This is a genomic window from Enterobacter sp. 186315 (genome assembly GCF_053290175.1).
In genome coordinates, this window is sequence record NZ_JBPTTK010000004.1 from 263,174 (window position 1) to 277,426 (window position 14,253).

Below are 14,253 nucleotides of genomic sequence, written 5' to 3' on the forward strand. Positions count from 1 at the left end.
CTATTTTGTCAGCGCACCCGCCAGCGAGCGAATATCGTTCCCGGTCGGTGTCTGATGAACGCGTAAACCAAACTCGTCGACCACCGCGAAAATATGGTCGAAAATATCGGCCTGAATTTCTTCATATTCCGCCCAGACGACGGTGTTGGTAAACGCATATATTTCTACCGGCAGACCATTCGCATCCGGGGCAAGCTGGCGCACCATTAAAGTCATATCTTTGCGAATGCGCGGATGGTTGCGCAGATATTCATTCAGGTAGGCGCGGAAGGTGCCGATATTGGTCATCTTACGCAGGTTAAGCACCGATTCGCCTTCCGCGTGCTGCTGATTCCACACGCTGATCTCCTCGTGACGCGCCGCCATATACGGCTTCAGCAGCTTCGCCCGAATCAGGCTTTGCTGCTCCTGCTCGTCGAGAAAATGAATGCTGGTGGTGTCGATATTCAGGCTGCGCTTGATGCGTCGCCCGCCCGAGGCCGACATGCCGCTCCAGTTGATAAAGGCGTCCGACACCAGCGCCCAGGTGGGAATGGTGGTGATGGTGTTATCGAAATTACGCACCTTCACGGTGGTCAGGCCGATATCCGTGACCGTACCGTTGGCGCCGTATTTCGGCATCTCCAGCCAGTCGCCGAGCTTCAGCATGTCGTTGGCAGAGAGCTGAATTCCGGCGACCAACCCCAGGATCGGATCCTTAAAGACCAGCATCAGCACCGCGGCCATGGCGCCCAGACCGCTTATCAGGATCGCCGGGGACTGACCAATCAGCAGGGAGATAATCAGTATCCCCACCAGAATGGCGCTCACCAGCTTAATGCCCTGGAAAATGCCCTTCAGCGGCAGCTGCGAGGCGGTTGCCATTTTCTGCGACAGATTGAAAATCACGTCCAGCAGCGAGAAGAACGAGAGCAGGGCATAGACCATCACCCACAGCTTCGCGCAGGTGGTCAATAATTCGGCTGCTTCGCTTCCTTTTTGCAGCCACAGCACCGCCTGGACGTTGACAATAATCCCCTGAAGGGTAAAGGCCAGACGGTGAAATAGTTTATTTTGGGTGATTATCTGTAACCACAAATGGCTGCTGGCCTGCGCGCGCTTTTCAAAAGCCCGCAGCACCAGTTTGTGCAGAATAAAATGAACGATAAGGGCGGTAAGAAAAATAATACCAAAGATAATAATCAACGACGTGGTGTGGTTAATTTCAATCCCTAACTCTTCAACCTGAGCAATTAATTCCTGCATAATGTCTCCTGTATTGATGCAGCCGCCATAATGGCGGCTGCGAAACTATTATGCAAATTCAGAGCGATTATTTTACCGCCTGACAGGCCTTTACCACCGGCAGGTGCAGGCGATGACGCATCCGTATCGTGGCGAGCGCCAGCACCACCATCATTCCCGCTTCCACCGCCAGGAAGAGGTTAATCGCCCTGGCGTAATCCCCGTGATGGTTTTGCAGGGCGTGGAGCAAAATCGCGCCGAAAATTGCAGGCCCCAGCCCCAGCGCGGCCTGTTGCAGCGTGCTTAAAATGGCGCTGGCCGCTCCCGCGTCGTCCGGCTGAATATCGCGCATCCCGATGCGGTAAAAGCTGTTCACAATTAGCGCCTGCCCGTAGCCCACCAGCCCGGTCGCCGGGGCCAGCGTGAGGGCGGTGTTCTCCATTCCCCAGACGCGGAAGGTGGCAATCAGCGCCAGCAGGCCGGTTATCTGGATAGCCAGCCCGATCAGCAGAATATTGCTGGTGCTGTAGCGGGCAATCAGGCGCGGGGCGAACCACGCCGAGACAAAATAGGTCACGCCGAGCGCGATAAAGCTGTTCCCGGATTGCCACGGCGCCATGCCCAGACCGGTCTGCATCGTCAGCGCCATGCAGAACATAAAACCGGACCAGACGCTGAAAAAGAGCATCGCGATCAGCACGCCAAAACGAATGCTGCCAAGCTGCAACAGGCGCGGCGGGATCAGCGGATGCGCGCCGTCGCGCTCTTTTTGTCGCGCATTCATCGCCATCAGCCAGGCCAGCGGAATGACCGCAACCAGCGCGGCCTTCAGCGGCCACGACCAGTGCCACTGCGTGCCGAGCGCCATCGGGAACAGCAGACAGCAGAGGATCACCGCCAGCAGCGCGGTGCCCGTCCAGTCGATGCGCGACGGGGTATCGCGACGGGTTTCCGGCACGTAGCGGCGGCTCATCGCCAGCACCGCCAGACAAATCGGCACGTTAATAAAGAAGGCGTTACGCCAGCCCAGCCCGGCGATATCCGCCGACACCAGCCAGCCGCCGCCCATCTGGCCGACGATAAAGGCGATCCCGCCGATGCCGCCAAACAGGCTGATGGCTTTTGCGTGCGCGGTGCCTTTGAGGGTGACGTGCAGCGTCGCCAGGATTTGCGGCACGATCAGCGCCGCACCCGCGCCCTGAACAATGCGCGCCGCGAGAAGCTGCTCCACGCTGCCCGCCATGCCGCACAGCAGCGAGGCCAGACCAAAAATGGCGACGCCGATCATAAACAGGCGACGACGCCCCAGGTTATCCCCGAGCTTGCTGCCGAGCGCCAGACAGACGGCGAAGGCCACGCCGTAGAGCGCGACAATCAGCTCCAGCTCGGTGGCGGTGGCGTGCAGAGAGTGGGTGATGGAGTCCAGCGCCACGTTGGTGATTGAGGTATCAATCAGCGGCAGCATCTGGCCGGTTAACAGCAATATCAGGCCTGCGCGACCCGGTGAAACAACAGACGTATTCATGATGACTCCATTGCGTCATTCAACAGATGGTCGTAGCATCGACTATCTGATAAACGGGTACCAGTTCTTGCTTATACTGGTACTGGCACTACCACGCTGGGGGAAATATGGCGCTGATGTCCGAACCTGTCACCTCGCTTCAGGATGACACCCGCAAACAGCTCGGGGCTTTTTTACGCGCGCGTCGGGAGAGTCTCGACCCGCAGCGGCTGGGCCTCCCCCGAAGCGGCCGCCGCCGCACGCCGGGCCTTCGTCGCGAAGAGGTGGCGATGCTGGCCGACGTAGGCGTCACCTGGTACACCTGGCTTGAGCAGGGCAGGGAGGTCAAACCCTCGGGCGCGGTGATGGCCGCCATCGCGAAGGCGCTGCAATGTACCCCCACCGAATCCCGCCATCTGTTTGTACTGGCGGGCCTGCCGCCGGGCGAAGCGCCGCAGGCGGTCTGCTGCGAGGGGATCAGCGAAGGCACGCGCCGCCTGCTGGACACGCTGATGCCGAAACCGGCCAGCATTCAGAAACCCAACTTCGACATCGTGGCGTGGAACGACAGCTTTGGGCACCTGATGGGCGTCGATTTCAACGAAATCCCGCCCGAGGATCGCAACTGCATCTACCTCTATCTGACCCACCCCGCGTGGCGCAGCCGTCTGGGGCGACGCGACGACGTGCTGGCGATTTTTGTCTCTTATTTCCGCGCGGCGATGGCCGAGCACCGGGGCGATCCTTTGTGGGAAGCTAAACTGGCGCGCTTCTTCGCGGTGTCGGAGGAATTTAAATCCCTCTGGCACCAGCGCAACGACGTGCGCGGGGTGGAAAACCAGCTCAAGCTGTTTTCCCACCCCGAGCTGGGGGATTTTAACCTGCAACAGATGTACTGGTACTCCGCGCCGCGTAACGGCTCGCGGCTGCTGGTGTATCTGCCGGTGGACGAGGCAGGGGAAAACGCGCTGACGTGGCTGGCGGAGCAGGCCGGATGAACGTTACCCGCAAACAGGAACGCCTTCTGCGCCGCGCGCTTAGCGAGTGGGAGCAGGAGGGGGCGCTAACCGCCAACGATCATCAGCGTCTGGCGGGCACCCTCAAACGCGTCACGATGGACTGGCAGCGGCTCAGCCGTTACGCCTTCTGGACGGCGCTGGCCTGCGTCGTTATCGCTATCGGCAGCCTGTTCTCAGACAGCGAGCTGATGGCGCGCATTATCGAATTCTTCGCCTTCTCCTCACTTGCCCGCATCGGGCTGCCTGCGGTGGTTGCGGCGCTGTTTTACCTGTGGGGCTTTAGCCGACAGCGGCGTGAGATCCGCTGGCATTACAGCACCGAGGCGCTCCTTTTTCTTGGCGTGCTATTTACCGCCATCGCCCTCTGGCAGCTTGGTGAACGGCTCGATAACAGCAGCGGGCATGTTGCGCCGCTGTTTCTGGCAGGCTGTGCGGTTTACGGGCTGGTGGGATATTTCGGTCGCTCCGGGCTGGTCTGGCTGTTCTTTTTGCTCTCGCTCGGGAACTGGTTTGGCGCCGAGACCGGCTATATGTCAGGGTGGGGCGCCTACTGGCTGGGGATGAACTATCCGGTGCGCTTTATCTTCTTCGGCGGCGCGCTCCTGGCGCTGTGCTGGCTGCTGCGAGCGGTGTTGCAGGCGCGTCATCTCTACGCCACCAGTAAAGCTATGGGGCTGACGTATCTGTTTGTCGCCCTGTGGATCATGTCGATTTTCGGCAATTACGACATCGATAGCTGGTACGGCGTTACCCAGGCTTCACTGCTGCCGTGGGCGCTGCTGTTCGCCGTGGCGGCGGTGCTGTGCATTTACATCAGCCTCAAAACCGACGACGGAATGCTGCGCGGTTTTGGCCTGACCTTCCTCGCCATCAACCTCTACACCCGCTATTTCGAATATTTCTGGGACGGCATGAACAAGGTGGTGTTCTTCCTGATCCTGGCGGCGTCGCTGGCGGTGATAGGGCGCTACGCGGAGCGGATCTGGCACGCGGGTGCTTCGGTGAAATAAGTTTTTTGCGAGGGGCTACGAGAGAATGAACGGGAATTCGGCAGCGCCCTGATAAGGCGTGTAAGGTGAGTCACAAAGGCGAGATTAGCCTTTAATGCAAATTGCCTTATATGCTAACATCATCAGGGATGAAAACGTGTTCAGACTCATCGTTCATGAGGCTGTCAGAGAAGAGATCCTCTCTCTGCCCTCAGGAGTACAGGCGAAGTTAATTCGCCAGCTTGATAAATTACGCTCTAACCCAACCGCATTGCGGGAGCCGGACAGTAAACCACTGCCGGAGGGTTTGTTTGAAATCAGAACGGTCGGGATTATCCATCGCCGTGGGATTTATGTGTATCAGCGTGAGAAGACCCTTTTTCTCTTGCGCGTATTTATCAAGAAGACGCAGAAAACACCCTCTGCTGAGATCCGTCTGGCACTGAAACGACAACAGGAGATGCTGGATGAGCAAGAAAATTATCGACTGGGATGAGCTGAGAGCGGAGTTGCTCAGTCATTCTGACGTACAAGCCGCCTTTGATGCCGAAGAGCGTAAGGAGCGTCTGCGTGAAATGCTGGCGCAGTGGCGTAATCATGCAGGGCTGACGCGCGCTCAGGTTGCGGAGCGGATGGGGGTCAGTGCGCCAACCGTATCCCGTATGGAAGCCAATATTACTCGCGCAAGCCTTGATACCTTAACGCGCTATGCGCTGGTGTGTGGAGTAAAGCATCCGCAGATTACGCTTTATTAAGGGGCTGATAATGAATTTAACTGATGATTGATTCCGCAGACTTCAGCCAAAAATTAGGGCTTATCTCCCGAAACGTTGAGCACACCGAAGCCTTCCTGGTGCGCGGTACGCTGGCGTTTCATCTGCCGGGATTTTTGCTGCCAGTGGGCTATCGACTGCTGAAATCCCGTCACAGCGATGAGTATCGCATCATTACGACCGATGACGGCAAACCCTATACGGCGTATGCGGTGAAGCCGGCGTTTCATAAAGAGATCACTTTTCCCCACGGTGCGGCGACGCAGGTAATGGTGTGGCGCACGCCACGCGCCGTGCATCAGCGGGTGATTAGCGGCTTTCCCCAGCTCTTCTTTCAGTGGCTGCTTGGCGAATATGACATTGTTGTCTCTGACAGTGAGCAAACCGGTGACGGGCAGCGGTTCTGGCTGCGGATGATCGACTGGGCGTTTACCATGAATTATCAGATAAGCGTGGCAGACGGCACGGTGGGTGAGGAGTGGCAGTTAACGCCTGTCGGCTCATACGCTGAGCTTGAAGAGCGCTGGATAACCTTCGCGTGGGGTTACGATCGCGATGTGCATCCGCATCGCAGGCTGGTGATCAGTAAAACATAGCGGGCCGCATTGAGCGGCCCGTTGGCTTTTAGCACTCGGTCACAATCGTGCTCAGCGGCAGGCGGGACTTCGGCAGCGTAGCGTTGAAATCTTCCACGCTGTGGTGTCCGACCGGCACGACCACCAGGCTGGTGTAGCCTTTCTCTTTCAGGCCGAACTCTTCGTCGAGGATCGCCGCGTCGAAGCCTTCAATTGGCACCGCGTCCAGGCCCATAGCGGCCACGCCCAGCAGGAAATTACCGACGTTCAGGTACACCTGTTTTGCCATCCACTGGTCGTCATCTTTCAGATCGACACGGTGCATATCGGCGAAGAAGCGGCGGCCCTTGTTGTTGGCGGCTTTGGCTTCTGGCGTGTTGAAACGACCGTCAGCATCTTCCTGATCGACAACGCGATCCAGCCACGCATCGTCCATCGCGGTTTTGGCGCAAAACACCACCACGTGAGACGCATCCATCATTTTGCGTTCGTTGAACACGTAGGTACCCGCTGCGGATTTTGCCACGCGCGCTTTACCCTCTTCGGTGCTGGCAACGATGAAATGCCACGGCTGAGAGTTGGTGCTCGACGGGCTGTACTGCAACAGGGTTTTGATCTTCTCCGCTTCGTCTGCGGTCAGTTTTTTGCTTGCGTCGAACGCCTTGGTGGAGTGGCGTTTCAGAGCGACAGAAATGATATCCATATTAACTCCTGGTGTGTAAATGCGCCCCTCACGGGCGCGAAAGAGAGCAGATTACAGCGGGACGCGGGAAAAGATAAGTGCGATTCGAGCGCTTAAACTGTTCGCCTAAGACGAACAATCAGCAGGGGCGGATCCACTTCCGATCTTTTTTCGGCAGCTTATCGACGATCAGGTTCCACGAGTCGATAACCAGGTCGGTCACCAGCTCGGGGGTGATATCGTCGGTGCCGTACAGCGAAATCCAGTGCTTTTTATTCAGGTGATAGCCCGGCTCAATGCCGCGGTAGATCTGCTGATTTAACAGGGATTTTTCAGGATCGGATTTCAGGCTGACGTGCGGCCGACCGTGGGCGACGGCGATAATCATAAAAATCTTGCCGCCGACCTTAAACACGTCGAACTCCGGGCCAAACGGCCAGCAGTGCTCGGTAAACGGCTGCTCCAGCGCTACGCGTTTAGCGTGTTCCTGTAGGGCTTTACTCTCCATCGCTCTGTTCCTCGGCAAGCCCGCGCCACATGGCCTCAAAGCCCAGGGATTTAAAATCGGCGGCGCGGGACGGATCTCGGGTGGCAAATTCCATGGTGGTTTCAGCCAGCGATAAGAACATCGCATCACCGAAGGTTTTAAATTCGTCGGACATAAACACCGCGCGCACCGAACGGCGGCACAGCTCGTGCAGCTCCGGGAACATATCTTTTACCGCCTGTTCGGTCTCGGCGTTGAGCTTTTCACTGACGCCAATCTGGCGGATCGCGGCGTGGGCGACCGGGTTGCGGATCCCCCAGTCGACATAACTATTCCAGATATTTCGCGTATGTTCTTTTGGTAGACTGATAGTGCGATCGAGATTGGCGAGCATGGTCTGACAAAGATCCTGCTTCAGGTGCAGGTAGAGGGCGTTGAGCAGATCGTCTTTAGTGGCAAAATAGCGAAACAGCGTGCCTTCAGCGACGCCCGCGTTACGGGCAATAAGCGCCGTGGAGGCGGCAATACCCGACTGCGCAAAGGCAGCGGTCGCTGCTTCCAGTAAGGCCAGTTTTTTATCTTCACTCTTCGGACGTGCCACTAAATTCTTCCCCCTGTCAATCGCAAAAACAGTGATTGAAACATGCGCGTAGTCAGGCTGCAACGGCGCAGATCAAATATAAGAAAACGTCTTGACGACTTTATCGCCATACCTATAATGAGTGCTTACTCACTCATAATCAAGTTAACCCGCGCAAACCAACGGAAGGGGCGCGTAGCCGGGTCGGGATATGAAAAAGCCTCTGTTCATCTGCGTGGTGTTTGTCATGATTATTGCTTCAGCTGCGAGTTTACCTTTTATTCTGAACGCCGGATTTGGCCAGCCGCCGCAGGGTGAGCAGCTTTCCGAGGTGGAAGCCTCCCCGCACTATCGCGACGGGAAGTTCCACAATACGCTGCCGACGCCGGGTTTTACCGGTGAGCAAAATATGCTGGTGGCGTGGTGGCAGTTTCTGACCCGTAAAACCGAAAACGCCCGTCCGGCGCAGCCGCTGCCGCTGGTGAACACCGATCTCGCCAGCCTGCCGCTGGAGCAGGACACGCTGGTGTGGCTCGGCCACTCTTCGTGGTATATGCAGTTTGCCGGGAAACGCATCCTGATCGATCCGGTGCTCGGCAACTACGCCGCGCCGTTCTCGTTCCTCAATAAAGCCTTCGTGGGTGACTACCCGTGGCGCGCGGAGTCGATGCCGGATATCGACCTGCTGATTATTTCGCACGATCACTACGATCATCTGGATTACGCCACCATCAAGGCGCTGCTGCCGAAGGTGAAGCGCGTGGTCACGCCGCTGGGTGTGGGTTCACACCTGCGCTACTGGGGCATGAACCCGGAGATTATCGACGAGCGTGACTGGAACCAGTCGGTGCGCATCAGCGATGAGCTGACGGTGCACGTGCTCCCGGCGCGTCACTTCTCCGGGCGCGGCATCAAGCGCGACCAGACCCTGTGGGGCAGCTTTATGTTCGTCACGCCGGATCGGAAGGTCTATTACAGCGGGGATTCCGGTTACGGCCCGCACTTTAAGGCGATTGGTGAGCAGTTTGGCGAGGTGGATCTCGCCATTATGGAAAACGGCCAGTACGACCAGGACTGGAAGTACATCCACATGCTGCCGGACGAAACGGCGCAGGCGTCGGAAGATCTGAACGCCAGAGCGGTGGTTCCCGGCCACAACGGGCGCTTCGTGTTGGCGAAACATACGTGGAACGACCCGCTGATCCAGCTCGCCAAAGCCAGCAAAGATAAAGGCTATCGGCTGCTGACGCCGGAGCTGGGCGAGCCGGTCCGGGTGAGGGACACCACCCAACAATTTAGCCAGTGGTGGGAATAATGTTTAATCGAGGAGAAGAGGGGGAGAGCACCATGACTATTTCCGCTCAGGTCATCGACACCATTGTCGAGTGGATCGACGACAATTTACATCAGCCGTTGCGCATTGAAGAGATTGCCCGCCACGCGGGCTATTCCAAGTGGCATTTACAGCGGCTGTTTATGCAGTACAAAGGGGAGAGCCTCGGGCGCTACATCCGCGAGCGCAAGCTGCTGCTGGCGGCGCGCGATCTGCGCGAATCCGACGAGCGCGTCTACGACATCTGCCTGCGCTACGGGTTTGATTCCCAGCAGACCTTCACGCGCATCTTCACCCGCACCTTCCATCAGCCGCCCGGCGCCTATCGCAAAGAGAACCACAGCCGGGCGCACTGAGGTGCGTTACGCAGGCCGGGTAAGGCGATATCGCCGCCCGGCTTTTTTTTGCCCTGGCGACAGGAGATGGCCGCTTACGATCCGACTGAAATCCAGCGACGCCAGACGAAGCGCAGTATGAAGAACTCGATCGCGCCAAGCAGCAGAAACCACAGGCAGAAGAGAATGGTGTAGAGCTGGTTAAGATCGACCAGATGGAACGTGGTCATCATCTTTTTCGCCAGCACCAGCCCTAACGAGGGGGCGGGCAGCAGCAGACAGGAGAGCAGGGCCATCAGCAGGATGCCCCCGGCCGTCAGCAGCGATTCTAACGGGTGTTTCATATTAATGTTAATCGTCAGTTAAAAAAGCGATTGTCGGACATTACCTTTCGTAAAGCAATATAAACCCGGCTGCGGTTTTTACACCAAATGAATGCGTCATTCTGCACGCTATGGGCAAAATAAAAATAAATAACCCGATCCGCTTAAATTAATTTCGGCTTATGTAAATAAACGTCTGTCTCAGGCAAATAATTTTACAAAGGTATAGGTGCTATATCCAATTAACGTTGCAATAACAATGGCGGCGATAATGTATAACGCCAGGCGGCGCGCGCGATAAATGCCAAACATGGTGTCTCCTTGTTTAGAGAAGGTTTAGAAATATTTTGTAAGAATCATCTTATCAAATTAAGTTTACTGAGTTTTGAATAACCCGGCAGTAATTATTTTGCGGTAGATCAATTTTCTCCGCAACAAATAAAAATTGCAGTTATCAAATTTATTTAAGCCAGAAAGGAAATTTGGCTTCCGCCCACCGGATAGTGAAGGAATTGAATTAATGACTAAGATGAAAAATCCGCAGAATATGCCTCCCGCAGGAGGACAGGTTCACAACCAGCCCCACCAGCAGACGGTAGAGCAAGTGCTTGCTCACCTGCAAACGCAGCCAGCCGGGCTTGACCGCGCAGAGGCGCAGGCTCGTCTGAATCAATATGGGCCGAACGCGCTACCGGAAAAAAAGGGTAAACCTGCCTGGCTGCGTTTTCTCGCCCACTTTAATGACGTGCTGATATATGTCCTGCTGGCGGCCGCCGTGCTAACCGCCGTGATGGGACATTGGGTCGATACGCTGGTTATTTTAGGCGTGGCGGTAATTAATGCGCTGATTGGTCATATCCAGGAAAGTAATGCCGAAAAATCGCTGCAAAGTATTCGTAATATGCTCTCCAGCGACGCGCGCGTTATTCGTAATGGCAGTCATGAAACCCTTCCTACGACTGAAATAGTCCCGGGGGATATTATTGTTTTACGCGCGGGCGATCGTATTCCGGCGGATATGCGTTTGATTGAGGCGCATAATTTACGCGTGGAAGAAGCTATTTTAACCGGCGAATCCACCGTGGTGGATAAACACACGCTTCCCCTGGAAGGAGAATTGCCGCTGGGCGATCGCACCAACCTGGTCTTTTCCGGTACGACGGTGAGCGCGGGCGGCGGCGTGGGCGTGGTGATTGCCACCGGGCAGGACACGGAGCTGGGCCACATCAACCAGATGATGGCGGGCATTGAAAAGCACCGCACCCCGCTGCTGGTGCAGATGGACAAGCTCGGCAAAGCGATTTTCGCCATTATTCTGGCGATGATGGCCGCGCTGTTTGTCTTCAGCCTGGTGCTGCGCGATATCCCGATGGGCGAACTGCTGCTCTCCCTGATTAGCCTCGCGGTGGCCTCCGTGCCGGAAGGTCTGCCGGCGATTATCTCCATCATCCTCTCGCTGGGCGTGCAGGCGATGGCGCGCAAGCGGGCCATTATCCGCAAGCTGCCGACGGTAGAAACCCTGGGGGCGATGACCGTGGTCTGCTCGGATAAAACCGGCACCCTGACCATGAACGAAATGACCGTGAAGGCGATTATCACGGCGGACACCTGCTACCGCGTCGAGGGCAATAGCTACGAGCCGGTGGGCAACATCTATCTGGAAGGCAGCGACGAGCCGGTACAGATCCAGCCGGACACCCTGCTGGAGCAGTACCTGCGCACCGTTGACCTCTGTAACGACAGCCAGCTGATTAAGGACGAGCGCGGGCTGTGGGGCATCACCGGAGGCCCGACCGAAGGGGCGCTGAAGGTGCTGGCCGCGAAAGCAAACCTCGCGCCGGTCGTGACCACCTTAATCAACAAGATCCCGTTTGACTCTCAGTACAAGTACATGAGCACCCACTACCAGATTGGCGGCGAGGAGCAGATCCTGGTCACCGGTGCGCCGGACGTGCTTTTCTCCCTGTGCGAGCAGCAGCAGACCCGCAACGGCACGGAAATCTTCAACCGCGCGTACTGGGAATCTGAGATGGAGCGCTATGCGCGTCAGGGGCTGCGCATGGTCGCCGCCGCCTTCAAGCCGGCCAACGGTGAAGCGTCGCTGACCCATGACGACCTCAGCCACGGCCTGATCTTCCTCGGCATTGCCGGGATGATGGACCCGCCGCGTCCGGAGGCCATCGAGGCGATCCACGCCTGCCAGCAGGCCGGGATCCGCGTGAAGATGATCACCGGCGATCACCCGCAGACGGCGATGAGCATTGGTCAGATGCTGGGGATCACCAACAGCACCCAGGCGGTGACCGGGTATCAGCTGGAGAAGATGGACGATCGCGAGCTGGGCAATGCGGCGCTGGAGTATGACATCTTCGCCCGCACCAGCCCGGAGCATAAGCTGCGTCTGGTGAAAGCCTTGCAGGACAAAGGCGAAATCGTCGGCATGACCGGGGACGGGGTGAACGATGCGCCAGCGCTGCGCCAGGCGGACGTCGGCATCGCGATGGGCATCAAAGGCACCGAAGTGACCAAAGAGGCGGCGGACATGGTGCTGACGGACGATAACTTCGCCACCATTGCCAGCTCGGTAAAAGAGGGGCGTCGCGTCTACGACAACCTGAAGAAAACCATCCTGTTCATCATGCCAACCAACCTGGCGCAGGGGCTGCTGATTGTGATTGCGCTGCTGGCGGGGAATATCATTCCGCTGACGCCGGTCCTGATTTTGTGGATGAACATGGCGACCTCCGCCACGCTCTCCTTCGGCCTGGCCTTTGAAGCCGCCGAGCGCAATATCATGCGTCGTCCGCCTCGTCAGACCGGGCAGCACGTCATGGACGCCTTCGCCGTCTGGCGCGTGGCCTTCGTCGGCACCATGATCGCCCTCGCGGCCTTTGCGCTGGAAGCCTGGCTTGCGCCGCGCGGCCACAGCGCCGAGTTCACCCGCACCGTGCTGTTGCAGATGCTGGTCTGCGCCCAGTGGGTCTACATGATTAACTGCCGCAACACCGGCGGCTTCTCCCTGAACCGTGGCCTGCTGGCCAACAAAGGAATTTGGCTGGTGACCGGCGTGCTGCTCCTGTTGCAGCTGGCGATTATCTACCTGCCGTTTATGCAGATGCTGTTTGGCACCGAAGCCCTGCCGCTGCGCTACTGGGCCATCACCCTGGTGATTGCGGGCGCGATGTTCTTCGTCGTCGAGCTTGAGAAGCGACTGACCCGCAGGTTCCGTAAGGCTGCATAACCTTTTGCCCTCACCCTAACCCTCTCCCACGGGGAGAGGGAACTCAGACCTCCCTCTCCCTTTGGGAGAGGGTCGGGGTGAGGGGACAAACACCGAGACAATCTCCATGAAACTGACTTTCTTGCGCGCCGCCCTGGCCAGCGCGTTTCTCGTCTGTACCCTCCAACCCGCATTCGCCGCCGTTCCCGTGCGCACGGCCACCGTTGAGCAAACCGCGCACGCCGCGGAGCGCCAGATCCCCGGTCGTCTTGAAGCGATTCACACCGTCGAGCTGCGCGCCCGCACGGAAGGCGTTATCACCAAAATGCATTTTCGCGACGGGCAGTATGTGAAAAAGGGCGACCTGCTGTTCGAGCTGGACGACGCCGAGCCGCGTGCCGCCGTGCGTCTGGCGCAGGCCGAGGTCAAAAGCGCCGAAGCCACGCTGCGTCAGGCGCAGCAGCAGCTGTCGCGATTTGAAAGCCTGAAAACCGGGAACGCCATCAGCCGTAACGACGTGGACACCGCGCGGATGCAGCGCGACGTGGCGAGCGCGGCGCTGGAGCAGGCCAAAGCCCGCTTAGAGGCGCGCAACGTCACGCTGGCCTACACCCGCATCACCTCGCCGATTGATGGCCGGGTGGGGCACAGCCGGTTTCATCCGGGCAGCCTGGTGAACCCGTCCAGCGGCGTGCTGGTGGACGTGGTGCAGCTCGATCCGATCCGTATCGCCTTTGCGCTGGAAGAGGGGGCGTTTGCCAGCAAAGCGGGGCAACATGCGGATATTGCCGAGCTGAAAAAAGCCTGGCGGGCAGATATTGAGAGCGGCGACGGGCGCGAAAGCGGCGAGCTGACCTCGGTGGATAACCGCATCGATCCGCGCACCGCGAGCGTGATGGTGCGCGCCGAGTTTGCCAATCCGCGCCATCGCCTGCTGCCGGGCGGCAGCATCAACGTCTGGCTGCGCCCGCAGTCTGAACAGCCTGCGCTGTTTATTCCGGCGGCGGCGGTTGGGCAGAACGGCGACGGCTTTTTCGCGTGGATCGTGGATGCAAACAACGCCGCGCACAAACGCCCGCTGGCGCTGGGCGCACAGTCCGGCCAGCAGTATCAGGTGCTGTCGGGGCTACGCGCTAACGAGCGCGTGGTGACCGAGGGCGCGCAGCGTTTGCAGGACGGCATGACCGTCCAGGTACTGGAGTAAGGAGC

The 14,253-nt window shown here is 58.1% G+C and carries 15 protein-coding genes; 9 read left to right on the forward strand and 6 right to left on the reverse strand.

Annotation, left to right across the window (positions count from 1 at the left end):
• Positions 1-1,245: a mechanosensitive ion channel family protein gene (locus ACSVHP_RS07125; RefSeq protein WP_447551423.1), complete on the reverse strand. Its 1,245-nt coding sequence runs from the start codon at positions 1,243-1,245 to the stop codon at positions 1-3.
• A gap of 67 nt (positions 1,246-1,312) precedes the next feature.
• Positions 1,313-2,749: an MFS transporter gene (locus tag ACSVHP_RS07130; RefSeq protein ID WP_447551424.1), complete on the reverse strand. Its 1,437-nt coding sequence runs from the start codon at positions 2,747-2,749 to the stop codon at positions 1,313-1,315.
• Between the two features lie 107 nt (positions 2,750-2,856).
• Between ACSVHP_RS07130 and ACSVHP_RS07135 the strand changes: the two genes are divergently transcribed.
• The 5 genes from ACSVHP_RS07135 to ACSVHP_RS07155 all read left to right on the forward strand — a co-directional run bounded on the left by ACSVHP_RS07135 (position 2,857) and on the right by ACSVHP_RS07155 (position 6,105).
• A complete protein-coding gene (locus ACSVHP_RS07135) occupies positions 2,857-3,726 on the forward strand; it encodes a helix-turn-helix transcriptional regulator (protein ID WP_417313049.1) in 870 nt (289 codons plus the stop codon).
• Positions 3,723-4,757 carry a DUF2157 domain-containing protein gene (locus ACSVHP_RS07140; protein WP_447551426.1) on the forward strand — a complete coding sequence of 345 codons (1,035 nt, stop codon included), beginning with the start codon at positions 3,723-3,725 and terminating at the stop codon, positions 4,755-4,757. The genes ACSVHP_RS07135 and ACSVHP_RS07140 overlap by 4 nt, the downstream gene beginning before the upstream one ends.
• A 136-nt stretch (positions 4,758-4,893) precedes the next feature.
• Positions 4,894-5,232 carry a type II toxin-antitoxin system RelE/ParE family toxin gene (locus ACSVHP_RS07145; RefSeq protein ID WP_447551457.1) on the forward strand — a complete coding sequence of 113 codons (339 nt, stop codon included), beginning with the start codon at positions 4,894-4,896 and terminating at the stop codon, positions 5,230-5,232.
• Positions 5,204-5,491, forward strand: a complete 288-nt coding sequence (locus ACSVHP_RS07150) for a helix-turn-helix domain-containing protein (RefSeq protein ID WP_234674942.1) — start codon at positions 5,204-5,206, stop codon at positions 5,489-5,491. Before ACSVHP_RS07145 ends, ACSVHP_RS07150 begins: the two co-directional genes overlap by 29 nt.
• Before the next feature lie 23 nt (positions 5,492-5,514).
• Entirely contained in the window at positions 5,515-6,105 is a 591-nt protein-coding gene (locus tag ACSVHP_RS07155) for a hypothetical protein (RefSeq protein ID WP_447551428.1), read from the forward strand.
• 28 nt (positions 6,106-6,133) lie between these two features.
• Here the strand turns inward: ACSVHP_RS07155 and nfsB are convergent, their stop codons facing one another.
• The 3 genes from nfsB to ACSVHP_RS07170 all read right to left on the reverse strand — a co-directional run bounded on the left by nfsB (position 6,134) and on the right by ACSVHP_RS07170 (position 7,854).
• Positions 6,134-6,787: an oxygen-insensitive NAD(P)H nitroreductase gene (gene nfsB, locus ACSVHP_RS07160; protein ID WP_234674944.1), complete on the reverse strand. Its 654-nt coding sequence runs from the start codon at positions 6,785-6,787 to the stop codon at positions 6,134-6,136.
• 118 nt (positions 6,788-6,905) lie between these two features.
• On the reverse strand, positions 6,906-7,274 hold the full coding sequence (locus tag ACSVHP_RS07165; RefSeq protein ID WP_447551429.1) for an MmcQ/YjbR family DNA-binding protein: 369 nt from the start codon (positions 7,272-7,274) through the stop codon (positions 6,906-6,908).
• Positions 7,264-7,854, reverse strand: coding sequence for a TetR/AcrR family transcriptional regulator (locus tag ACSVHP_RS07170; protein WP_234674946.1), 591 nt, complete (start codon positions 7,852-7,854; stop codon positions 7,264-7,266). Before ACSVHP_RS07170 ends, ACSVHP_RS07165 begins: the two co-directional genes overlap by 11 nt.
• A 190-nt stretch (positions 7,855-8,044) precedes the next feature.
• Here ACSVHP_RS07170 and ACSVHP_RS07175 point away from each other — a divergent pair, with 190 nt between their 5' ends.
• Positions 8,045-9,148 carry an MBL fold metallo-hydrolase gene (locus ACSVHP_RS07175; RefSeq protein ID WP_447551430.1) on the forward strand — a complete coding sequence of 368 codons (1,104 nt, stop codon included), beginning with the start codon at positions 8,045-8,047 and terminating at the stop codon, positions 9,146-9,148.
• A gap of 32 nt (positions 9,149-9,180) precedes the next feature.
• Complete coding sequence (locus tag ACSVHP_RS07180) at positions 9,181-9,522, forward strand: RamA family antibiotic efflux transcriptional regulator (protein WP_234674978.1); 342 nt, start codon at positions 9,181-9,183, stop codon at positions 9,520-9,522.
• Positions 9,523-9,596: 74 nt separating this feature from the next.
• On the opposite strand, the gene ACSVHP_RS07185 is transcribed toward ACSVHP_RS07180, so the two are convergent.
• On the reverse strand, positions 9,597-9,845 hold the full coding sequence (locus ACSVHP_RS07185) for a DUF1158 domain-containing protein (RefSeq protein ID WP_234674948.1): 249 nt from the start codon (positions 9,843-9,845) through the stop codon (positions 9,597-9,599).
• A gap of 499 nt (positions 9,846-10,344) precedes the next feature.
• Here ACSVHP_RS07185 and ACSVHP_RS07190 point away from each other — a divergent pair, with 499 nt between their 5' ends.
• Both ACSVHP_RS07190 and ACSVHP_RS07195 read left to right on the forward strand, forming a co-directional pair.
• Complete coding sequence (locus ACSVHP_RS07190; RefSeq protein WP_447551431.1) at positions 10,345-13,065, forward strand: cation-transporting P-type ATPase; 2,721 nt, start codon at positions 10,345-10,347, stop codon at positions 13,063-13,065.
• A 106-nt stretch (positions 13,066-13,171) separates the two neighbouring features.
• Positions 13,172-14,248, forward strand: coding sequence for an efflux RND transporter periplasmic adaptor subunit (locus tag ACSVHP_RS07195; RefSeq protein ID WP_447551433.1), 1,077 nt, complete (start codon positions 13,172-13,174; stop codon positions 14,246-14,248).
• Positions 14,249-14,253: the final 5 nt, after the last annotated feature.